The 23850-nt window shown below is 57.4% G+C and carries 19 protein-coding genes; 5 read left to right on the plus strand and 14 right to left on the minus strand.

The genetic code is table 11. The features are described 5' to 3' along the window. A partial coding sequence (locus tag FGA82_RS32950; protein ID WP_141128632.1) for an ESPR-type extended signal peptide-containing protein occupies positions 1-66 on the minus strand: 66 nt, incomplete at its 3' end. A 109-nt stretch (positions 67-175) separates the two neighbouring features. Beyond that, positions 176-1942, minus strand: a complete 1767-nt coding sequence (locus FGA82_RS21220; protein ID WP_141128607.1) for a ShlB/FhaC/HecB family hemolysin secretion/activation protein — start codon at positions 1940-1942, stop codon at positions 176-178. A gap of 296 nt (positions 1943-2238) precedes the next feature. Between FGA82_RS21220 and FGA82_RS21225 the strand changes: the two genes are divergently transcribed. From FGA82_RS21225 to FGA82_RS21245, 5 genes are all read left to right on the plus strand, one after another. Then, on the plus strand, positions 2239-2811 hold the full coding sequence (locus FGA82_RS21225; protein ID WP_141128608.1) for a fimbrial protein: 573 nt from the start codon (positions 2239-2241) through the stop codon (positions 2809-2811). 63 nt (positions 2812-2874) lie between these two features. Further along, a complete protein-coding gene (locus tag FGA82_RS21230; RefSeq protein WP_141128609.1) occupies positions 2875-3420 on the plus strand; it encodes a fimbrial protein in 546 nt (181 codons plus the stop codon). Between the two features lie 29 nt (positions 3421-3449). Then, positions 3450-4226 (plus strand): fimbrial biogenesis chaperone, encoded by a 777-nt coding sequence (locus tag FGA82_RS21235; RefSeq protein WP_212760543.1) that lies wholly within the window; start codon positions 3450-3452, stop codon positions 4224-4226. Positions 4227-4331: 105 nt separating this feature from the next. After that, on the plus strand, positions 4332-6824 hold the full coding sequence (locus FGA82_RS21240) for a fimbria/pilus outer membrane usher protein (RefSeq protein ID WP_171057323.1): 2493 nt from the start codon (positions 4332-4334) through the stop codon (positions 6822-6824). 5 nt (positions 6825-6829) lie between these two features. Continuing rightward, complete coding sequence (locus FGA82_RS21245) at positions 6830-8011, plus strand: hypothetical protein (protein WP_141128611.1); 1182 nt, start codon at positions 6830-6832, stop codon at positions 8009-8011. 194 nt (positions 8012-8205) lie between these two features. Here FGA82_RS21245 and FGA82_RS21250 read toward each other — a convergent pair whose 3' ends face one another. The 12 genes from FGA82_RS21250 to FGA82_RS21300 form a co-directional block, all read right to left on the minus strand. Further along, entirely contained in the window at positions 8206-9258 is a 1053-nt protein-coding gene (locus FGA82_RS21250) for a hypothetical protein (protein WP_141128612.1), read from the minus strand. A 251-nt stretch (positions 9259-9509) separates the two neighbouring features. After that, on the minus strand, positions 9510-11318 hold the full coding sequence (locus tag FGA82_RS21255) for a contractile injection system tape measure protein (protein WP_283242336.1): 1809 nt from the start codon (positions 11316-11318) through the stop codon (positions 9510-9512). 33 nt (positions 11319-11351) lie between these two features. Further along, positions 11352-12563: a tail fiber protein gene (locus tag FGA82_RS21260; RefSeq protein WP_141128614.1), complete on the minus strand. Its 1212-nt coding sequence runs from the start codon at positions 12561-12563 to the stop codon at positions 11352-11354. A gap of 290 nt (positions 12564-12853) precedes the next feature. Further along, positions 12854-15223: a hypothetical protein gene (locus FGA82_RS21265; RefSeq protein WP_141128615.1), complete on the minus strand. Its 2370-nt coding sequence runs from the start codon at positions 15221-15223 to the stop codon at positions 12854-12856. A 630-nt stretch (positions 15224-15853) separates the two neighbouring features. Further along, on the minus strand, positions 15854-18517 hold the full coding sequence (locus FGA82_RS21270) for a hypothetical protein (RefSeq protein WP_141128616.1): 2664 nt from the start codon (positions 18515-18517) through the stop codon (positions 15854-15856). A 35-nt stretch (positions 18518-18552) separates the two neighbouring features. Next, positions 18553-19047 carry a hypothetical protein gene (locus tag FGA82_RS21275; protein WP_212760544.1) on the minus strand — a complete coding sequence of 165 codons (495 nt, stop codon included), beginning with the start codon at positions 19045-19047 and terminating at the stop codon, positions 18553-18555. Next, on the minus strand, positions 19044-19475 hold the full coding sequence (locus FGA82_RS21280) for a GPW/gp25 family protein (protein WP_141128617.1): 432 nt from the start codon (positions 19473-19475) through the stop codon (positions 19044-19046). The genes FGA82_RS21275 and FGA82_RS21280 overlap by 4 nt, the downstream gene beginning before the upstream one ends. A 135-nt stretch (positions 19476-19610) precedes the next feature. After that, the gene (gene vgrG, locus FGA82_RS21285; RefSeq protein ID WP_141128618.1) at positions 19611-21296 is read right to left on the minus strand and encodes a type VI secretion system tip protein VgrG; all 1686 of its coding nucleotides are present in this window, start codon (positions 21294-21296) and stop codon (positions 19611-19613) included. Between the two features lie 2 nt (positions 21297-21298). Next, a complete protein-coding gene (locus FGA82_RS21290) occupies positions 21299-21991 on the minus strand; it encodes a hypothetical protein (RefSeq protein ID WP_212760545.1) in 693 nt (230 codons plus the stop codon). Beyond that, complete coding sequence (locus tag FGA82_RS32160; RefSeq protein ID WP_171057324.1) at positions 21988-22161, minus strand: DUF5908 family protein; 174 nt, start codon at positions 22159-22161, stop codon at positions 21988-21990. The genes FGA82_RS21290 and FGA82_RS32160 overlap by 4 nt, the downstream gene beginning before the upstream one ends. Then, entirely contained in the window at positions 22158-22625 is a 468-nt protein-coding gene (locus FGA82_RS21295; protein WP_212760546.1) for a phage tail protein, read from the minus strand. Before FGA82_RS21295 ends, FGA82_RS32160 begins: the two co-directional genes overlap by 4 nt. Next, complete coding sequence (locus FGA82_RS21300; protein WP_212760547.1) at positions 22622-23836, minus strand: phage tail sheath family protein; 1215 nt, start codon at positions 23834-23836, stop codon at positions 22622-22624. Before FGA82_RS21300 ends, FGA82_RS21295 begins: the two co-directional genes overlap by 4 nt. Positions 23837-23850: the final 14 nt, after the last annotated feature.

Genomic DNA, 23850 nt, shown 5'->3' on the forward strand with positions numbered 1-23850 from the left:
TTCGGCCACGGGTATTAAAAACCCGAGCACCTTGCTGAAGATCAGCCTATAACACTTTCTGTTCATAACACTCTCTTACGAAGTTAACGTAATTTTCTGGGGGGGGGGGGGGGGGGGGTATTAATTGAAACGTGGCATGCAAAACATCACATGCCGTGAATAAGAATTTCCTTTCCTAGATGGACAATCCAAGGCTTATATAGGTTATATAGGGCGAGGTGGAAGATTCGATATAACTGGGCACCACCAGGGGGCGTGCCAAGGTAAATCCAATATCAAACTTGCTCCACGAGGCGCGCGCCCCCAGGGCCGCACCCGCGATGGTTGCGGTTTTGGGGGTATCGCGCGACGACACCACTTCGTTGACATGACCTGCATCCAGGCCTATAAACGGCGTAACTTTTCCAAAACGGTTCTGAATGGGCATGCTCAAGGTGTTATTGATATACAGCCCGCGATCACCCCACACAGCCGGGCCGTTAAACCCGCGAACGGTATATTCGTCGCCGATCGACTGTTTAAAGGCGGAGATCATGCTGTCACTGGCGTATTGGCCTCCGAGGTGTGTTGAATACTCGAAGTTGTGATTATCAACACTGAACGGGCGTAACCAGGCGGTGTTGAACACCGCTTTTTTATAGTTAACCGCCTTCTGTTTATCAAACGCGCCGGGCGCACCGTCAAACGCAGATAGACCATGAGTCAGACTCAGGTCCGAATACAAAGAGCCTTCCAGCAGCTGGGTGACGCTCAGTGCTCCGAAGGTCAGGGAGTTGTAACGCTTGCTGTTGGCCTCCAGAAAAACATCATCAATGTGGTTGACGCTCTCTCGGCGCTCGAGCTCAGAAAACAACGAAAATTTGCTCGCCCCGTTACGCCACATCACCCGGGACAGTTTCGCCGAGTAGGTTTTCAAATCACCATCAATGTCGTAATGCCCGTAGTAACCAAAGGCCCGGTTCGAGTTGCTGACCTCGCTGTAACGAAGATCCAGTCGATTGGCACCAAAGGGTACGCTGTAACCGGCCCCGGCCGAATATTCAGAATTATGCCGGTCGTCCTGAAAGCGCCGGCTGCTGCCGTTGACACTCAGGGTATCGTTGCCCAGCAGCAGATCGCTCAGGGAGGCGGAAAAGCTGTATCGGTACCGGCCATTGCTCGGTGAATTGACACCGGAGTTGTCCATGTTCAGCGACATGATCGGCGCCGCAGACGCAGCGGTATGGATGTTGAGAAACGAATAACCCAGTTTGTCTGCGGGCACGACTTCAATGGTCGCGGACTTGGCACCGTCATTGAGGTTCTCAATGGCTTGGTCAAGATCAAAAATGTTTAACGGTTTGTCCACCACATCCAGCAGCGTCAACGCCGTCATGAGGCGTTCACGCACCGACTCAGGCTCATGGCCGTTGATTTGCCAGTCCTGCACCAGGCCCCAGTCCACACGCAACGCGATGACGCCTTGGTGCATGTTGCTAGGATTCAAACCGATGGTGGTCGTGGAAAACCCGTGCTGGGCATAGCGATTGGTCACGTCGCGGATCAGTGCGAACAAATCGCGCCGCCCCAACAAACGCCCCTGGTAGGACGCCAGAATGTCGGAGACATCGACTGCTTGGCGCGGGAATTTTCCGGTGTCGATATCAATCCGGTTAATCTGAAATTTGGCCCCTAGATCAGGTGACGTCTGCTCCTGCGCCGCAGGCTGTCGGGAACCAGCTTCCTTTTCGACCTGGCGACGATGCTCTTCAATCGAGCGATCAATTTGATCCCTGAGGCGGATCACGTTTTGCAAGTTTTGTTCGCGCGTACCGGCCGAGTTCGGTGGCAGATCAGCAGAAAGAGCACACAGTGGATTGACAATAAAGATTATTGAAAGCGCATACTGAACGACCGACTCCAAACGCTTGCTCGAACCGGATATTTTTAAATGACTGAACACGGCAAATACAATCCCACGAAGTTAATGGCAGCATGATTGCGCACCGTAAAACGGGCTGCGCTTGGAGTTTCTCACGCCATTAAGGCCAGAAAAGTATTACTCGCTCCACTCCTTTGGGCGAGAAATAACAATCTTTAAATTATTTGATACGCGGCAAAACTTTCTGATCTCGATTGCTCATCAACTGACAACTATTAACACTTGTTGATTTTATTTTTCCGGGGCGATTCTCGTAGGGTGACGGCGCTCGATCTTGAGCAGCGATCTTCCTTTATACGTATATACGAGACGTAACCATGATTGATGTAAGAAAAACAGTTTTGGCCCTGGGCTGCGTTCTGGCGACAGGTCTGGCGGCAAGCAGTGCGATGGCGGCCGACAATGGCACACTGACCTTTACCGGCGAAATCACCGATACCACCTGCGACGTGGCAGTCAACGGCGGCCTCGCCGACTCAACCATTGCCCTGCCTCGGGTATCCACCAAGAGCCTGGCAAAAGCTGGCGACGTCACCGGTCGTGTGTTTGTTCGCATGAACCTGTCCAATTGCAGCCTGGCCAGCCCCGCCACCTCTTCTAAAATTCATGCGTTCTGGCAAGCCGCGCCTGAGATCAACGCCAGTGGCCGTCTGAACAACACCGCCACCGCCGGCGCGGCGACCAACGTTGAAATCGAAATGTTGAACGACGCCTTGGCGACCATCGATCTGGGTAAGGCTGATGGTTTCCAAAACTCCACCACCGCCACCATTACCGGTGCAACGGGCGGTACCGCCGAGCTGACCCATTACGCTCAGTACCACGCCATCGGCGCTGCGACGCCAGGTCTGCTCACGTCGAAGCTTCAGTATGTGTTGAGCTACAACTGATTGCCTACTTAACACAAATGACATCACTCTTCGCAGTGATGTCATTTTTTTATCGAGCTTTGTATGAACTTGCATAAAACCGCGCGCCTGATGTCCGTGGCGTGCCTGCTGCTGACCAGTCAAGTTTATGCCGACGACATCGGTACCATTACGATTAATGGTGCCCTGAAGTCGCCCACCTGCGATGCCAAGATCAATAACGGAGCCGCTAATGGCACGATCACCCTGCCCAGCGTCACGACCTCGGCACTCGCTTCGGCCGCTCAAGTCGCGGGCAAGACACCCTTTTCTTTAAATTTAACCGGTTGTGATCCCGCCGGTAGCGTCTACCCCTACTTCCAGAACAATCAGGCGACGGTCAGCGCTAGTGGTCGCCTGCTTAATACCGCCATCCTGGCACCGGCGGCCTTTGTCGAACTTCAACTGCTCAATGCCAACGATGGGGTGGTGAATCTCAGTGGTGGCGCGGCGGCACAAAACGCCGGGAAGAGCAAAATCGATGTCACGGGTGCGGCTGCATTAAATTTTTCCATTGAATATTACGCCGTACAGCAAACCACGGCCGGTGCCGTGAGCAGCACCTTAACGTACGTCATTAGTTATATATAAACCGATCATTACGCTTGTTCGAGGTATTTATGTTCATTCATCAGGCCGGCTTTCACAGGCGCGGTATTCGCGCTGTTTTGACTTCCATTATGTTCTTGCTGTTTGCGGGCGCGGCGCACGCCTCGATCGTTATCGACGGTACGCGGGTGATTTATCCAGAACAATCGGCCGAAGTTTCCGTGCGCCTGACCAATAAAAGTGAACAGCCCAAGTTGATTCAAGCCTGGATTGACGATGGCAATGAAAAATCCAGTCCGGAACAAATTGACGTGCCTTTCGCCATTTTGACCCCGATCTTTCGAATGGAAGCCGGCAAGGGGCAAGTCTTGCGTATCCGTTATACCAAGACCAAACCGTTGCCCAAAGATCGGGAGTCGGTGTTTTGGTTGAATGTGCTGGAGATTCCGGCCAAACCCAAAACCGACACCACCACCGATAACTACCTGCAGTTCTCCTTTCGCACCCGCATCAAGTTGTTTCTTCGCCCCGACGGGCTGCCAGGCAGCGCGGCCCAAGCCCCGGAACAATTGACCTGGAAGTACAAGCCCGGCGCCCTGCAAGTCACCAACCCGACGGCCTTCAACGTTTCGATCAAGCGGGTCAAGGTCGGCAGGGCCGCAGAGGGCGGCAGTGCTGAAGGTTTTATGGTGGCCCCCTTTTCAACGACAAATATTGCCTTGGAGAAGGCCACCACCGAACAGGCCGATCCGCAACTGTTTGTTTACCCCGTGAATGATTTCGGGGGGACGCCCGAGCTTAAAAGCAGCGCCACCAAAACGCCCTTCGCAAGTGTTACTCAGCCGTGAAAAAACCTAATGAACCTCTCTGCATGCATTAAACGTAAGCGATGGATTTGCGCTGCTGTTTGGATCGCGTTTTCTCCTCTGGCCTTGAGTGATACAGGTGCCTTGGTGGCCGACGTGCAATTTGACAAGAACATGTTGTGGGGGTCTGAAAAAGATCGAAGCCAGGTCGACCTGAGTCGTTTCTCACGAGGTAACCCGGTTTTCCCCGGTGTCTACACGGTACAGCTGTACATCAACAACGTCTTTATTCGTGAGTTGAATGTCATGTTTGTTTCGAACGAAAGTGGCAGGGACGCGACGCCGTGCCTGTCGCCGGACAAATTTATCCTGATGGGGCTCAACGAGGAAAAACTCGAGGCGGCGCAGGTGGCGTGGATGAGGCATGCGAGCGACAAGACGGTCGCTTCCCAGTGCCGGGCCATCAGTGCGGTCGTTCCCGCGTCCTCGGCCCGCTACGACTCAAGCGATCAACGCCTGGACGTGTTTATTGCACAGGCGTATCTGCTGGATCGGCCCAAGGATTACGTAGATCCTGCCCTGTGGGACAGCGGAATCACGGCGGCGCGCATCAACTACGCCCTCGATGCCTTTCAATCGACGAACCTGGGCCACCAGGAGACTCAGGGGTTCGCCCAACTGGACACCGGCTTTAACGTCGACGGTTGGCGTTTTCGGCAATTGTCCTCCCTGAGCCGCAACAACCATGAGCAGGTGTATCAGCGCCAGCGCAGCTATGCCCAGACGGACATCACCCCGCTGCTGTCCACGCTGACGTTGGGCGAGAACTATACCGATGGCCAGGTGTTTGACACCTTTGGCCTGCGCGGTGCGCTGCTGTCTACCGACGATCGCATGCTGCCCGCCTCGCAAAGGGGTTATGCCCCTGTGGTCCGGGGCACGGCCAACAGCAATGCCACGGTCACGATCACCCAAGGTGGCATTGCGCTTTATCAGCGTACCGTGGCCCCAGGGCCTTTTGAAATCAAGGACCTCGAGCCGATTGGCTACGGTACCGACCTGACGGTAACGGTCCGTGAAGCGGATGGTTCCAGTCGCACCTTCACCGTACCCTATGCCACCTCGGCGCAGTTGCTGCGCCCTCATCAGCTTCGTTATTACGCTGACGTCGGCCAGGCCTGGACACCCGCTCAGAACCGATACACCCCCACCGTCGCTCAAGTTTCAGGCCTTTATGGCCTGAGCAACGCCCTGACGGCTTACGGCGGCGTGATGAGCAGCGATGATTACCGCTCAGTGGTGATCGGTAACGCCATCAGCACACCGATTGGCGGGATTGCCGCCGACGTGACGTACGCGCAGAACCTGCTGAACAACGCTTCGGCCAGCAACGGCACCAGTGCACGACTGATTTACTCCACCTTTATCAACCCGACCAACACCAACATTACGGTCTCCAGCTATCGGTATTCGACCCAGGGTTTCTGGTCGTTCAACGACTTGGTGCAGACCGAAAACGCGCGCCTGGGGGGCAATAGCCATGTCTTCGGCTCACGGTTTTCGTTCAATGACCGGCAAAAGAGCCGTTTTAATATCAACCTCAACCAGAACCTGGGCGCTGGTTGGGGCAACATCTACCTGACCGGTGAGAGGCGCGATTTCTGGAATCGCCCGGGCACCGATACGATCTACCAGTTGTCCTACAGCAACGCGTTCAAGGGAATCAACTACAGTGTCGTGGCCGATCGCAGCCTCAATGCCAACGGCACTCGGGACAATCAGGTGTATCTCAGCTTCACCCTGCCCCTGTTTCCCTCTGACTCCGGCAGCCGCCATTTCTTGTCGGGCCGCACCTGGCATGACAGCGCCGGCAGCAATCAGGCGCAGTCCTCGCTCTCCGGCGTGGTGGGTGAACATCAACAGTACTCCTATGACGTGTCCACCACCCAATCGTTGGGCGGCGCTGATACGCAGAATATCTACGGGGTCAATGGTGGCTATCAAGGCTCGGCGGGCAACATCACGGCCGGCGCCACCACCGGCAAGGATTTCACGCAGACCAACCTGGGCGTCGCGGGAGGGATGCTTGTCCATAGTGGCGGGGTGACCTTCGGCCAAACCCTTGGCGAGACGGTGGCCCTGGTGGAGGCTGATCATGCCGCCGGCGCGCGCGTCACCAACAGTGTGGGCAACACGGTTGACCGTCACGGCTATGCCCTGGTGCCGTACCTGTCCCCCTACTCGCGCAACAACATCGAACTGGATCCTAACGGTCTGTCGGAAGACGTCCAGCTTGACAGCTCGACCGCGGACACTGTTCCACGGGCCGGGGCGATCGTCAAAGCCCGTTTTGAGACGAGCAAAGAAAACGCCGCCTTGATCAACGCCAAGATGCTCGACGGCTCTCCCTTGCCGTTTGGTGCGCCGGTACAGCAGGCTCAAAGTACAAGTAACGCCGGTTTTGTCGGCCAGGGTGGCCATATTTATGTCCGCGGCATTGCGAACAAGGGCGTGCTGTGGGTCAACCTGACCGCGACCCAGAAGTGCGCGATCGCTTATCAACTGTCATCGCTAACCCCCTCTGCCGGAGGTTTGACGTCAATGCCCCAGGCGACGGGCGTCTGCAAACCCATCGAGTGATGCACATGTATCAGTTCCTGAAAAACCTGAAAATCCATCGCACCATGATCAAGGTGATGTTTACCCTGATCTGTGGCGGCACGTTCAGTACCCTCGCCCATGCGGGCGGGTGCATCATGCAGCTGAACACCATCGATGGATCGCCCAGCTCTACCGCGAACTTCCGGCTGGCCAGCGTTTTCTCGGCAGGCACCTGGTGGGAAGTAGGGACGCTGCCCGTCGACAGCCTGATGAGTGATCGAACCTTTCAAACGACGTTTCGCACTAACAACTGCCTTTCGTTGGGGATGCCCCTGAGAAACAAGTTCCTGAAGACGGTTTACGAGGCCCCGCCTGGAGCGACACCCACGGCCAATGGTTTTATATTGCCCAGTAATATTCCAGGCGTCGGCCTTCGGCTGCAGTTTCCCGGTGCGGTACCGGGGCCGCAAGGCAATACGCTCGTCGTGTCCACCTCGTCGGCCAAGGTCAGCGCTGTGGGGATTGCGACCACACCCTCGTTCAGCATCCGGATCTCCATCATTCGCACAGGCCCGATTCCGCCTTCAGCGGTGGTGCGTAAAGTCAGCTTCCCGGCGGCAGGGGCTTTTCGCTATTACGCTGACGACAACACCCCCTCGCCCACCGACCGCAATCCAATGGTCGTGGTTGTCAGTGCTGCCGCCAATACGATCTCCATTGCCTCACCGAACTGCCGGGTGTTCAAAATTGGCTCGCAAACCGCCAGCCCCTATGTCTTCACGCTGGACAGCGTCAATGTGTCTGACTTCGATGGGGTCACCGGAACCGGCGCAATCTCCACCAACCAGTTGGCCACCAACTGGCAGTTCAGCTGCGAAGGGACGAACTTGAACCAGCCCCAGGTGAGTTTTCATGCGAGTTTTCCTGGCGCGGCTGACGGCGTCGGTTTGCCGGCCAGCGGCAGCCCGATCGGCATTCAGTTGTTGATGAACAACACCCCGGTCACCTTCGGGCAGACGTATGGGAACATGCCCTGGAAGCCGCTGGGGGTGAGCACCAGCGGCCAATACTCCAAGGATGATGGCAATACCTGGCTGACCCTCACGGCCGGTAATGGTGGCCCCGTCACCCCCATTCCGCTGACGTTTCGGTATTACAAGAATGGCTCGCCGCTGGTACCCGGGGCCTTTTCCGTCAACTTCACGATCACCATCAATGTGATTTAACGCCACAGGCCGTGTTCGGTGCGGTGAGGAGCTGTTTTACCGCTTGCTGAACCCCATCCCGTAGACAAGCACGGCGCAAGGCGATGAAGCAACGGGAAACAGGCCTGAATCACAACGCCCGCCTGGCGCAAAAGTCCTTGGTTGGACCTTTGCGCCAGGCGGGCGTCTTGTCTGCAGCAGATGAGGCGTGTCGGTTATGGATTGTGTGCCTTGTACACCGCCTTGGTGGGTGCCTGCAGGTTACGGGAGTGTTTGTACTGAGGCGGCTCCCACAACTCGGTGGTCGAACGCGTTGTGATCACCTTTCTCCTCGAGAAATGAATCGTTAAACAGTTCCCCGGCGCGTCTTCGATGTACGCCCCGGCAGGCACGGCAATCGTATTCCGCCCGTCCTTGACGATCGTTCCTTCGTCCGCATTGAACGGGCCGTAAGCTAACGGTATTTGCGCGCGAGACAGATAGCTTGTCACAGGCGCCAGAGGCGTTGCTCCGCCCTTGTACCTCAACCCTTCATCGTTTCGACTGAAGCAATAGCCGAGGATGACATGGTTGCCCAGGTCGCCCACCAGCCTCCTGAAGTTCGGCTCCGTCATCTTGGCGCCGTCATAGATCCGCAGCCGGCTTTCAAAACTGCCCTTTTTGGCCGAAGCAGACACATAGTATTCGTCGCCGCTTTTCGGATCTCTTTCCAGCACATAGCCCGTCAGGTCGCCTTTGACTTTTGACCCGCGAGAATAGCCTTCAAAGGCACCGGTCGGATTCGGTGTGAAGAGTGAGCCTAAGCGCTTCTCGGCGTCTTCCGTCAAAAAGGCCTGTTCATGCAGACCCTGGTCCCGCGCGCCGGTACTGTCCCAGTCGTTGCCGTGCCAGGCACCGTGGCTGCCGGACACAATGGCGATGGGCCGCTGGGTAAAGCTTTTCCTTCTCCTGAGCACGTCCAGCGGCATGGTACTGTCCGCCCGCCCGTTGCCCAGTTCATTGCCGTTAATCGGCCGGTCTGACCCCCAAACATGCTGATGCTTGTTTTTGGCGAAAAATCGCGGGCTGGGCTGGCTTTCCCGATGCCAGTAATCGTCTCCTCCCGGGCGCTCGTACTCATACTTCCAGCGCGGCGGCGCCAGGCCCGTGCTGCCATGAGAGGCGCCTTGTGCATAGGCCGGACCTCGGTAAGCACTTTCCTGCTCCCAGTCCATATCATCTGAGTAGGATTCTTGCCGGGCCAGGGGCGCGGCGGAATATCTGGGCATAGTTATCTCCTTACTGTTTATAGGTACATCCGAGTTTAATACCGGGTTCGGAAGGCAAAGAAGCGTGACGTGGGTCTGAAGTCAGGCACTGTTTATCGTTTCACCGGCTACAAAACCAACTTGTGACGAGGGCCGTATAGTTAAAAACGCGCACACAGCTTGGCCGCCCCCTAACTTTCCAGGTGATATTCAAAGCACTTCAATCGACTTTTACAGACAACTTCAAGACATACAGCGCACGGACGAGCGCTTCAAGGCCATATAACTTTCAGCGGACGGTTCATCCAAGGTAAGACCACCTGATTTTTTGACCAAGGTAGATCAAACAGCAAGACATCGCAGGCATCTTCCTCGACCTGTAACGTCCATTGCTGATCCTGGCAATGCAGCCACCCTGAACGTTGCAGAAACCAGCCGCGCGCATCCTGCACACTACAGCGGGCCAGGGTGGGGGTTTGCGCCAAAAAATCCTCCAACAGTTCATTCAGGCAGGCCATGGCCGGCGCCTCCGGTTCGACCCAGGGAAACACTGACGCCTCAAGATCCATGCCGCAGAGCAGTTTGCTGAGGGGCGTTCGCCATTCCCCTTGCGCCCCGTCATCCCATACCCCTTCATCGAGCCAACACACCGCCGAGCCTTGAGCGCGCCGATCCATGAATCGGCCTTCCTCCAGCAACCCCCAACGACTAAATAATCCGGGTAATAGCGGCCAAAGCAATACCAAGCCCGCATTACTGACGGGCCAAGGCCCAAGAGGCTCTCCTGCGTCGTGGCCAGCCCCCTTTTCCGACTCTGGCCCTGTCCCACTCCCGCCCCCATCCCTGGAGGCCTCAGGCGCTTGCCTTGCGCGAGCGGTCACTGAAGCATGCCGCTGTGCCGCGGAGGACGCTGACGCGTCCAGCGCCTGATGCCCTGAGGCGGATTTCGCGGTGTAGCTGGAGTCCTGAGCCTGGCCCCACTGCAGCGCTGGCCTCGGCTGCAGCCATCGCTGCAAGCGACGACGCTGGGCCTGGCGAAGGTGAGGCGCCAGGTGTTGCCACTGCCCTGACTCAAAGCACAGCAGGCGCAGCCAGACGCTCAAGGCACACGACGGCAACTCATCCCTGGCCGCTTGGGGCGACACCGGGGGGCTGGCACGTGCAGAGGCTGACGTGCCCGCCAGCCGATAAGACAACTGAACAATCGTCTGCGCGAGCAGCGCAAGTACCTGCGCCGGTAATCTGAGGGATGACATCCACGGTCTGAAATCGTCACGCTCAGGCGCCTGAAGCGTGGAGGGTGCCTGACGTGCCTGTGTCGCTAACGCCCCGACTGTCAGGCAAAAGGCCCAGGCACACTTATCCTGCCCCCCCCATCGAATCTTGCGCTCGAACAAGAGATTGCTAACCTCGCTTAAGCCGTCGTCACCGAGACTGTGCAGCAAACGCCCCCGCGTATGGGCGCTTAGGCAGCCTGCCGCCAGTGGCCCGCGCCAGGCCTGCGGCTGGGCCGTGAGCTGGGCGAGCAACCAACCATCGCAGGCGCGGGCCAAGTGTTCACTCAACGGTGCGGCAGCAATACCGCTCTGCAAGAAAGCGATAAACTGTGACAGCGCGGTGGTCGCCACCGCACGTGGCGACTCGTTATCGCGCATCGGGGCGGTGCTTGACACCGGCTGGGAGGGGCTGGGCGCTGGCACCTGACGCCCGATCGGGGTGTTGCGGTGTGTGGCAGTGCGCTCGCCGGTCACCTCGGCGTTGGCCAGCGCCTCCCACCTCATCGGCCGCAGCTTTGCAGCCAAGGCGGATATCAGTCGCTCACTGAACTGCGCCTCAAACTGCGCCAACGGGATTTCGCCCAGATCGAGGGTGATCGACGGCAACCGGACGGTGCCCTCGGCGTGCTCGCTGAACTGCTGGAGCAAGGTCGCCAGCTCTTTTTTCCATTGCTGATGGAAGAGTCGTCGACACTGCTCAAGCACCGGATCGGCCACGTCCATGCTGACATCCAGTACAAAGCGAAGTTGGTCAATGCGATTCAGATGCTGGCTCCCGCACGAAGAAGGGTGAGTGAACGTCATCAGGCGTCCACAGAACGGTCTTTGGGTCAGTCCTCAAAGCTTGATGATAAAGGCCAGGATGTAATAGGCAGGCAACGTCGTCAGGGTGTGACTGTGCATGCCTTGAGTGGCCGTACTTTTGGCGTGTGTATGCCCCTGCCCGCCCCCTGTTGAGCTCGTCCATGCAGCTGCTGCGCCCCAACCATTAGGCATTCCGCTCCAACTGATAGAATTGTTCACATAACTTGGATTAGTTATGCCATACACGGTGACTGAATCGAAGTGCGTATCGTTATCGCAACGGAAGCGCACCCCGTCTAAATGCTTATGAGAAGGGATTTGCGCTTCACTCAATACGGTGGCGGCGATATTGACCGAGATGGGGCCGGCCGATGCCGCGTTGGTCGTCACACTGTAACCTTTCGCAGCGCCCGTCCCCGTCAGCTGACTTCCGCCCTGGGTATTCACTTCACTGCCGCTGCCGCCCAGAACAAAGCGATTGCGCAAGTCCGGACGCCCCTCGGCGCCATCACAAAATGCCCAGCCGGCCGGCGCGACGGCGCCGGAAAACATCATGATCATGCCCGGGACGAGTAATTGCGTGCGATCAATACTCACTCCGGAGGTGCTGACGGTAATCCCGTTACCGGGCTGCACCGCCACCCCGTTGGCGCCCACACTTAGCCCCTTGCCAGGCTCCAGCGCCACCGCGACACCGGCCGGTCCGACAGACAAGCCCTTGTTCGGCTGCAGCGTCACCGCCACCCCGGCGGGACCGACGGACAGGCCCTTGCCAAGCTCGACAGTCACCCCCACACCCAACGTGCCGAGATTGATGCCGTTGCCTGGGGTTAGCGCGACCCCCTTAGCGCCGACAGCCAGCCCTTTGTTGGGTTCAAGCTTGATGGCCACACCGGCCGTGCTCACGGACAGCCCCTTGTTGGGCTCAAGGGTCACGCCCACCCCGGCGGGCCTGACGGCGAGGCCCATGCTCGTGTCGGCCGTCACGTTGATACCGACATCGCTCACGGCCATACCACCACCGGTTTTCAGACGTACGGCCAGTTTCTGCGCGGCATCGAGCTGCAGACCCAGGCCGGGCGTGCCATCCTGTTCCGGTGACAACCCTGCCGCTTTGCGACCAACGTCTGCCACATCAACCAGATCAGAGAAGTTGGAGGCCAGAGGGACTTGCTCGACCCCAAAGACATTCTTCAGCTGTTCGACGGTCGGCCCCACACCAGTCTGTTGAGTTGTATCAGCCATTTTATATTCCTTTTAAAATATGTTTAAAACACCACGTGCGTGAGGGCGAACTTCGCCGCTGACAACCTCACACTTACGTCTTTTCAATCCGTACGGGAACATCTAGCCTGTTTGAACCATACTTCACCAGAAAACAGGCGATCAGGTAAACAAAGGTCTGAATTCAGCCTTCTATTAAGCTTTATCAAGTTAAAGCCATTCACACTATTGGCCGCAAACAAAACAGCGCTAACTGACCATTGCCCCGTCATCGCTCCCGGATATTCACTCTCAACTTGAAGCCATTAAAACTAGACCGGTGGCGTATAGAACAAATAATTAGATTTAATGTAATCAAAGTCCCAATCCGGCTGTGTCGCAGTGGCCTGTTGTTGCTCGGTCGCAATGCGCATGGCGTTGATGCCTTTGCCCCCCTGGGGCAGCATGCCCAGTGCGAGCATCTTCATGAGGTGATAAGAAAGCTTCCCCAGGTTAGCCCGCTTGGTGGTCTGCCAACGCGTGTACGCCCAGGCGAAGTCCTTGAACGAGGTGCCGCTCAGCCACGTCAGGTTTGCCGAGACATGACACGGCAACTCATCCTGAATCACGTTTTTGATCCAGGCCTCAACCCTGTAGGGATCCGTGGCGCTGGTCAAGAGTTCGCTATTGAAGACCACGCTCACATTGAAAGAAAAACGATCCGTGACCTGCGTCTGAACCACATGCCACAGATATTGCGATTGCATTTCCAGGGTGGGCAACGCCGGTCCCGATTGCCATTGGATGCGTAACTTTCGACTGAATGCGTTGACCTCCACCACCTTGGCATACGTCAACACCTTGTCATGCCCATCGAGCGTGGAATCCAGGTAAATAGCAAGGGTATCGTTGATCTGCAGATCGCGTGGGAACGGCTCGGTTTGAATCCAGGGCTGGGGCTCATCAACCGCTTGTCCTGGCACATAAGCCAAATCGAAGGTCATGTCGTTTAGCCACACCATGCTGTTGCACCAGCGCAGGGTGTCTTGCTGCAGAGCCGCGATCAGCCTGTCGTGTTCGCAGTGCAACTGCCCGTTATCACTCACGTCAAAGTAAACGACATGGTCGACGACCTTGCCCACGATGCAGGTCGGCACTGTAAAAGGCTGGTTGTCGGGACGCAGAACCACCAGGTCCATCAACACCCCAGGTTTGAGGCCCGTTACCGCCTCGTCTACGGTCACCATCAGCCAGTTCGGGTGAACCGGATCGTCCAGGGCGATGGCTTTGATCGGTTGCAAATCGTCATAACGGACATCCGGCTCCGGCGGGAGCAGGCTGATATTTTCCATGATATAAAACGGCAGCTTGCGCAGGTCGATGGGGGCCGTATCGACGAACAATTCCTTGGCTACCCCCAGTCGCGCTGCAATGCGCCGCTGCAGGGCCGAGATGTTCGCTTTGGAGTATTGGCTTCGAGCGTATCCCAGCGCGCTGTATTGCTTCAGATATCCGCGCTGAATCGTCAGGAAGTCTTCCTCGGATCCCCCTTCCAGCAAGGTGCGACTGGAGCGGTTATCACCGAAATAGCCTAATAGATACCCAATGATCGACAGTTCCTTGTCGAAGTCCTGGCGCTGCTGCTCGATCCACACCTTGAGCTTATCGCTGTAAGCGGCATGAACGGTGTTGGCCAACGCCCCCTCGATGAAGGGCCATTGGCCGCCTCGTACCCGGGCTTGTTCAGTCACGTCGCGATCAAATGTCAGCAACTGCGGCAGATTGGCCAGTTGGTCACAGTCGTTGGCCAGCAACTGCTCGAACGTCAGCAGGAATTGATACAGCTGCTGCGCCGCAGTGGTCGGTGGCGATTGCTGCAGGCCATAGCACGGCGGAATCGTATCGCTGACGGGATAGTAGCGCGCCGGGTTGCGAAAGCGTCCGTAGGGGATCGGCACGGGAGTTTCGTTGATCAGTTTCACTTGGGGCAATGCCTGCTGAATCTGTGCCTTGGTCGCTTTGAGCTGCTGCCCACGTTTCATCAGCTTGATCTGGACGCCGTCAGCCAGAACCTGCAACGGATCTTCGCCCCACAGGCGTGCAGACATGCCTGCCGGTATACTGGTCTCCCAGCCTTGGGCGTTAAAGGCCAGCGTTTTCAGGTGTTTGACACCGTTCAGGGCCAGCAAGGCGTTGGTCAGGGGGTTGATGTTCAACGTGTACCCGGCGGCGGCGTCGCGCCGCGTGGGCAGCTCGGTGATCCAACCGTGCTGAAGTTGCGGGCCTTGATAAATCTCTTCGCTGCTCAGGCCTTGTGCGCTGAGGTCAGCGGCGCTGAAGCGTTTTGCTTGAGGACTGAGATAGGACTCCAAAAGCGTATACGCATTGGCCAGCAGCGTGGGCGCATCGCCAAAATCATCCTCCAGCTCCAGAACCAACTGCAGATTCACATCACAGGGTTTCAGCCACCCGACCTGATCGATCAGCTCACACACATTGCGGTTGTTGGCCAGGAAGTCCTGCAAAACCGGCTCGGCTTGCGCCTGAGTGATGCCTCGGTTCAATTCAACCAGCAGCGTGTAGCCGCCCCGCAACATAAACCACTGGGGGGACACTGTGTTGTTCGCCGAACCGCGAAAACGAAATTCGCGCAGCTGCTGGTCATACCAATAGCCGTATTTGACGTCGCTGTTCTCGTCCATCAACAACAGCTGTGCATCACGAAAATAGAAACGCTCACTGCCGGCACTGCCATGGCCGCTGCTGCGCAGGTCCAGTAGTGCCCGACGGTAGTCATCAGCCGTGACCGGTGAACCGGTCAGGGTCTGATGGGGGCCGAAGCTGACCGGAAACAACCCCTCCCCTGTCGGCTGCGCGGGCGTGAGCAGGTCGGGTAGTGGCAGGGTGTGACGATAGGCCAAATCCGATACGGCATAACTCAGGCCTTGTAACAGGGTCACCCCCGGATCATGGTCGGCGGTGTCGCTCCAACTGTCCTGAGCATACGTGCCCAGGTCCGACAGGGCCTGTTGCCACAACTGATCAAAGTGGATGGCGTCTGAAGTGGGTATTGCGGGTACGGTAGAATCCTTCATGTTATTTTCCTGAAGATAAACGTGGGCGCCAACCGGGTCGCTGTAACAAATGCGTCAGCCAACCCTTCGACGGCCAGTGCGTTTGGCAAAGGGAGCAATCGTGTTGTATCAGCGTACGCAGACATCGTTGATGAACGTTTCCATACACTGGGCGCGCGATCCGTATAAAACACTGTTTTATTCAGATGATTATTGAGACTTCAAGCGCACGCGGGTCAATCTTCACTACCGGTTGTTTTATTTGGAAAGTGACTCCCATTGCGGGATTAAGACCTGTGATGGCGTGCACTCAATCGAGTCCATGGCATCGTTCAAGGTAAACGTCACCACTTGCTCCACCAAGGGCTGACGCTGAATAAACGCCAACATCTCGTAATAATCGATGCGGCTTCCTGGAATGGCTTCACTGTGCCCGTCCCACGCCCAAGGTAGATAACGCTCAAGCAGCTTTTGAGCCAGCAGGCGGTAGCCATATTCAGGGCTGATGGAAGGACTGAACTGGATGTCGTACTTGCCTGTGACATTGATGTAGACCGGGTTGACGACGGTGAGCTTGGCCCAGGGCGACGCTTTGGCCTGCAGGAAACGGCGCATTGCCTCCAGGCGAGCTTGGTTGAACACCGGTCGCAGTACGTCGGTATTGTCCAGTTGGCCGTGCTCGGGAATGACCATCAGTGTTTGCAGATCAGAGGCGCGCGGTTGCAACGCCCCCTCTTGGGTGGGGGTGTACACTTCGTGAACCTCTGGAAACTGTGCCAGCAGCAAAGCACGCACGTCTTTCCAAGTCTGCCCGCGGCCACGATGGGCCAGTTGTCGCGCCACGCGCCGGTTGAAGACCGCTGGCGATTCGGCTGCCCGTCCCCCTGCCGAGGGCCATGGCTGCACCACACTGCCCAAGCCATCCATGGGCTGGGCCGCCTGGGTGATCGTATTGGCGGGCAAAGGTTGGTCAAAATACGAACTGTCGAGGCTCTGGGCCTGGCTTAAGGTGGCCGTCATGCAATTGACGAGCACCGCCTGCAACCAGGGATAGCTGGAGACAGCGCTGTCGGAGGTGCTCGCTGGCGGGGTGACCACTAGCCGAATCCAATGGCGCCCCGCCGGCATCGCCGACGCCTGGTTGGCCGCGTCGGCCGGCAAGGAGGCGGTCCACAACCCTGAATCGAACAGGCCCTCGGTGGCGTCCACCACGGTCGCATTGAGCGAACTCCACTGATTGGTGAGGTTCAGGTACTGCACATCCAGTGCCAACGGCTGTGGGCTTTGCAATTTCCAGTAGAGCGAGAGATGCTGGCCGGCCTGCATTGAACTGAACCCTAGATAAAGCTGTGGCAGGGCAGCGGCCTTGTCCTCGGCGGTGTTTGTATAACCAAAAGGCGTCAGCACATACTGTGTGCCCAAGGTGCTATCAACGGCGCTGTACTCAACGTCCAGACTTTTCCATTGCGGGGTATAAGGCGGGTTGAGCGCCGTTGCGGTTATCGACGAGGGGGTGAGCGGCGGCTGCAAAAAGCCCTGCCCTACCAGCTCCAACCGTACTCGGCTGTCCCAGTCTTCAGGATCATTGCTCTCGCTGGGCTGGGCCGGGAGCTGGCTGAACGGGGGCAGGGTCAACGCGATACCGGCCGGCGCTCCTGGCGCGTTGGCAAACAGCGACAGGGGCGCACCCAGGGTCTCCCAGCCGTTCTCGGTATAGACCTTCGGTTGCACAAGGAACCCCTGATTGCCGACGGGGGCATTCGGGTAATCCTGGTACCAGTCGGCAAAGCACTCACCGGGCAGCCCTTGCCATTGCGGGGTCACGGTGACGCTAATCGGGGTGGTTTTACGGCACCAATCGGCGGCCATCAGGCTGATGAAACTGACCCCAGCTTGCGGAGTTTGTCCGAAGGGGTAGCAGGCACGGTCCAGCGGGCTGCTACCGGCATCGGCATGAAAACGCACTTGCCGGGTCTGCGTCACCTTGACGGCAATGCTGCTCACCACCGGTACCGGCAAACCGTCCTGGCGGCTCAGTTTCAACAATGGCACGTCGGCCATATAGCCATCCAGCCCATTGGCGGGGGTGATTGCCGGGCCGTCCGCCTCCAGGACAAAGCTCGAGTCATTGCCCGGGGTTAACGCGATCCAGCCTTTTGCGGTGCTGACCTCGGCACGCATCGGGCCGGCGGCGGGCGTAGAGGCAAACGTGATGCGAAGGGTTCGCTTGCCTTCTGACAAGGCCAAGGCATCGGAGGCGACCACCCGACCGGTAACGACGGGCTGTTCGGCAGGCCCTTGCGCCGAAAACAGGCGACAGCCCCCTTGAGGCCAAGCCACGCGTTGACCGATATCCTGCAAGACGCAGGAGAACATCTGGGCACCGACTGGACGACACCAGCGTACATCCGACAACTGGCCTTGGTTAGCCTGCAAGGGTTGATCCAGCTGATATTGAACGAGATTGCCCTGAGCGTCCTGGCCGGCGCCAAACAAGGTGCCCGCTGGCAGCAGCAACTGCGTCGCGCTCTTTTTCAACCCAAAGGACAAGACCACGGTATCAGAGACGGCCTCGCGCTCCTTCAGGCCGAGAAAATTTCGGTAGTAAAGCTGCCGGTGAGCGTCGGCCAGGGCGTTGAACAGCGCCGTCGGCGTTTCCAGTTGATGGAGCAGTGCCAGCAGGAACGCCTGCTGCGGGGCCAAAAGACCATCGGCCAGCGCAGCAGAGGTATACAGCGTCACCAGCTGATCAATATCGTCAGCCCCACCGGGGAAAAGCACCTGGGCCCAGTTGTGCTGGGGACTGGCATCAAACGGAATCTGGCTCGCGTATTCGAATACGTAAGTTAGGCGTTGCTCAAGGGTTCGATCATCCAGCTTGAACGGCGCCTGCTCAGACGCAGTTATTGAGTTCGACTTCATTGCTGTTCCTTTCCATATCATTTAAAACCCTCAACCTAACGAGGGAGCCATGGGCCTGTACGGACGCCCCCATCCGGGTCATTCATCACCGTCACCTGTGAGAGCCACGCGCGCGCCTTGACCCGTTGCTGACTGGCGGTAAAACTGCCTGTTCCCATACTGGGACTGACAAGATCGGGGGTGGACGCCGGAGGGGGCATCAGGGCCGGCTGGCTGGGTAAAAATTGCGCCTTGAACGTTTTCCCTTCGATAATGACCGCCTCCCCGCTCGAGGTTTCTCGGGCCTGTTGACTGGGGTCCAGCGCCTCGATGGTGAGCGTTCCTGTGCCCGGCACGCTGTGCTTAGGCGTTGTATAAGGGACGTTCATGAGCCTCACCTGCTTCTCATCCCCCAGGATGCAGATTTTCTTATTGTTAATCGTGGCTTGGCCGCTGCCGGTGATCGTGGTGAGTGGGGCAATCACTGTGCGATCGTCAAACATTTGGTCAAACTTCACCGTGTCACCGTTGATAATGATCCACTCGCTCATGGGAAGCTGACTCCCTGGCCATCGGTAATGTCCAACAACGCACTGAGCTGAGCCTGGGTGTTGCTGCCACGAATCCGATAAGTGACCACGACATCCAGCTGGCTGGGGTTGTCCTCGTTTTGGGTCACCCGCAGCGAGGTCAAGACCACGCGGGGTTCATAACGAAGAATGCTCTCGGTCAGCTTTCGCTCAATATCGGCCAGCAGGTCATCGCACAGGTTCTCGAACATGACGCTGTTCAGGTCGCACCCATAATCGGCGCGCATCAGTCGCTCGCCGGTGGCCGTGTTGAACAAAATCTGCAGGCTCTGATTGATGTCCTGCTGATCCTCGACCATGCTCACCCCTTGGCCGGGACCCACTGGAAGGATGAAGGAGGGAGGAAACGCCCAACCGCGCCCATATATCCCGCTCGTTTTATTATTCATGTGTACTCCTGATAGCGTGAAATCCGAAAATCGTTCGCTCGATGTAAATCAAAGAGACAGGAATAGGCGCGCTGTGCTCTGTCTGACCAGCCGTTTGCTGTCGCTCTTATAAAAAAGGCGTGCTACTTGTTGGTATTATCCAAGTTCGATCGCACTCCCTTTTACTTTCACCGAATCATTGCCGGTCGCGCTTAAAGCCTTGGCGCTGACATCCAGTTTGTCGTCGCTTTTGAGCGTGATACTCTTAGTGGCATTAACCTTCACGTTCTCTGCGGACAATTGCATGTCCTGATCGGCACTTAACTTGATACCGCTTTTGAATTGCAATTGATCTTTTTCATATTGCAACAACACACTGCCTTCTTCCGTATCGAACAAGAGCTGTCGAGTCTTGTCGTCTTTGACCAGGACCAGACCTTTTTTGTTATTGGCCTGGCTTGGCGCAAAAGGTGCTGTGTTTTGCGGGTTATGCATCGAGCCCAAAATGACGGGATAGCGCGGATCCTCGGCAAAAAAACCGAGCACCACCTCATCCCCAGGCTCCGGGTACAGGCACAGGCCACTGTCTTTACTGGCATAGGGCATGGCAAAACGCGCCCAGAGCGATTTATCGCCCACGGCCGCGACGTTGACGCGTAACCGGTTAAGGCTGTCGGGATCCTCTTCGTACTCCTCGACAATGCCCACCTGCAGACCGGTCACGCTTGGCAGCAACGGCTCGTCGACGTCATTGAAGGTGTCCTGCCCCAACAGGACCACGGTGCGCCAGCTGCCTCGACTGAATTTGTGCTGCACTGAACTGATCAGGCCATTGCCATTAAAGTGCGTGCCAAAACCGCTCAGGCCCAGCGTCTGTCCCAATTGATAGCCCGCATCACCGGCTAAGGTAAAGCTGGCCTGCAGCCCCTTGGCCTGCAAGGCCAGATAACGGCTGTCCGCCCATGCCTTGGCCTCGTCTTGGATCAGGCTCAGCGTGGAGGTGAGCAGCCACTGTTGTTGGTCCGGCATAGCGAAGCGGCCGGGATCCAAGCCATCGCTGCCCAGGTTGCAGGACGTGGCCTGGGTATTGGGCGTCATGTCCTGTTGCTTCAGGTCCCAAGCGCTCACCGCCAGTTTGCCGGGCTGCTCCAGTCCATTGAATTGCCAGCAGGCATCGATGATCATCGGCTCGGTTTCACCCGGCTGGGCCGTTGCCTGTGACTGCTGCAGGGCATGCTCTGGCTCACCGCTGGCGAGCTTGGGCGGCTTGACCGATACGCCGCCATTGACCTCTGGCAGCAGCCAGACACCATTGGCATTGAGGCGGGCTTTGATGAACTGCCAGTCGGAGCAGCCAAACTGGACCATTTGCGGATGCTCGACCTCCAGCCCCGACAGGCTGTTGCCCTGGGCAATATCATGATCTTGTAACAGCTGTTGCAAAACCTGTTTATCGCTCATCTGCTCAAAGAGCTGGCTTCTGTGGGTGGCCACCAGTTTCTGCAAGGGATGGCGCAACTTCAAGGTCAGCTCCGAACGTCCCATCTGCACGCTGTAGCTTTGCTGCTGGACAATCCCGCTGAACAGCACATCCTGCGATTTGCTAGACTTGACCTTGATCACCACCTGGGTACCGGGCTGGCATTGCTTGGCCTCATCGGACAGTGTTTTGAGGTCGGCCGACGTGCCGCCAGGCGCGGACAGCACGACTTTGCCCGACGGCACCTGATTGATCGTTGACTTGGTCTCAAGCCAAACCGCCTGCAGGTAGCTCAAGGGCTGTTGAGCGGGACCAAACAACAATTGGATCTCCCACGCTGGGCTGGAGCTGGACGTACTCATGCTCACACCCCGCTCGCTGGGGGCACGATCAAGGTGCCCCCAGGGGAAAGATCGCTCAGACTATTCAGGTCATTGGCCGAGGCCAGCGACAGATAATCCGCCCCACTGCTAGCGATGCTGGCGATGCTGGCGATCAGTGCCAGGGAACACATGTCCGGCACCTCAATGGTGCCGATCTGCGGTGCGCTCAGCCCTTGCTGTGATTTTTGCAGCAACAAGCTTTCATCGGTGCTCAAGCTCAGAGCGACCTCAGCGCGCAACGGTGTGGCATTGCGATCGAACAGGCTGTAATTGACCGACATTGTGGCCATGCGACCTGCGTAATAGCCTTGACCACTCCAGTTCATCTTGCCCCATTCAACTTTCACAAAGGGCGTTTCCTTGGTTTCAGCCAGCACTGAGCAGCACAGGGCGCGCAGCTGCGCCAGCTGTCCATCGATCGGCTTGTGGTTGCCTGGCAAGTTGGCATCGAAAATCAACTTGAGGTCCAATACACCCGGACGAACCTGTTGATAGCGACTGCTTTGCTGGGTGCTGTTGATGTACTCATCGGACGCATACTCGGTGCTGTAGCTCAAACCAATGGACTGCGGGTTGTACATCGCCTGCAGGCTGCCAATCTGCTTGCGCAGCTCCCGATCCTGATACGCCGTGATCGTCAGCTTGGATAGACCTCGTTCTAATAACCCCATCATTGCGCCCGCTCATCACGTAAACTTTCCAGGACCCGCTGAGCGATTCGCTCGACAAGGCGGTCTTGCTCCATGCGCCCCAACGACGCCAGCGAGGCGCCACCGGCGTTCGTCTTAGCCGACGTGTCGGTGACCCGGGCCTGGACAATGAGTTCTTGAATTTCGATGGTCATGCCTTCACTCCCAGCCACTGCATATCGCTGTAGGCCAACTCAAGTCGATTAATAAGAATGGTATTGCTCATGGCATCCAGATCCCCGGTATGCCAGCTCAGCGGCAGGGCATCGGTGACCGTCCAGCTGCAAATCGGCAACGAGTGGTGGTTGAGCAGCATGATCACCAGATCAAGGTACTGGGGATCAAAGCTGCTCAGGACTTCATTGAACATCAGGGTTAAAGGGGTCACGACCATGACGCCCCGCTCCAACACCAAAGTGGGATGCGTGACCCGGTCCGGCAGGTAGAGGCTGCCTTCGTTTTCGCCGCCCTCACGGTGCTCGCTGACCCTCATTTCCCGGCCCAGACCGGAGATACGCTGAAAGCGAAGATCCAAGGGACTTGGGATGTTCTTGAAAAACATGGTGGCTAAAAATCGGTGCGACACCGACGGTTCAAACAGTTGGTCCAAGGCCTTCATAGTTCGGTTTCCTGACTGTCACCCTGCGGGGAGGTTTCCAAACGATCGAAGCGCAAGTGAATTTCGATAAACTCCGCCGGATACAGGGCGGCGACCTTGACCTTCATGATCAATCGGCCGGCCTTGATATCGTCTTCGGTCATGCTTTCATTGAGCCCGACGATCAGCTCAAAAGCGTCTTTCTCCATGCCGCCGAACAAGCCGCCTTTGAGCCACAATTTGCGTAACCAAGTGCGGGCCCGGCTTTTGAGTTTCAGCCAGGTGATCTCGTTGTTCGGTTCAAAGACGCTGAAGCGTCCGACCCGAATCAGTTTCGTCTCGATGTAAGACAACAGGCGCCTGACTTGAACGTAGCGCCAAGGCGAATTGGCCAAGGGGGTCAAGGTACGGCAACCCCAGATCCGGATCCCGCGACCGGGAAAAGACCGGATCAGGTTGATCGAAGGGCTATTGTGGTTGAGCAGCCCGTCGGCTTGAAGGTGTGAGATCGCCGGTTGGATCACATGGGCCAAGGCCATATTGGCCGGTGCTTTCCACACCCCGCGATCGCGATCGGTCTGCTGAATGACCGCCGCCACGGCTGCGGATGGTGGCAGGACAATCGGCTGGCCGCCGGCGCCTTTGTAATCGCTGATCAGCCGGGGCCAGTAGGCCGCCCCGTGTTCGCTCGCCACCAGGCCATCGGCCTTGGCACAAGCCATGGCCGCCTCCTCGGAGGCCGGCGCATCCAGCAGGCTGAAAAGCCCTGTCTTGCCTTGGCAGGCCTGCAACATCGCTCGCCACACCAGCACCCAGTTGTCCGTGCTGACATCGCCATCGAACAGCACGATATCTGGAATGGACAACAGTGTGAGGGTCGGCTCCTGCAGGATCGCCAACGACCCGGCCGCCGCGCACAGTGCCGCCGCAATCACGTCACTAGTGCAGGTGGTCATGACCGTGTAGCTGTCGACCGGATAGACGAAGCAAGGATGCCCGCCATTATCAAAGTAATGCTGGACGGCGTAATAAAGGATCGAGGCTTTGTCGCCTGAAGTATCCGGGCCACCGAGAAGGCCGGTAAAATCGGCCATCGATTCAATAAAAATTAAACTCTTCGCTACGCTATTTTCGGTATAACCGATAAACACCGGAACGGCGGTCTCTTCTTCCGATATCGGTAACGTGACCGTGGACTCGGAGAATGCAACCCCAGGCTGCAACATGTTCATCATGTTTTCCTTGT

Source organism: Pseudomonas fluorescens (assembly GCF_005938625.1).
Taxonomy (GTDB): domain Bacteria; phylum Pseudomonadota; class Gammaproteobacteria; order Pseudomonadales; family Pseudomonadaceae; genus Aquipseudomonas; species Aquipseudomonas fluorescens_BD.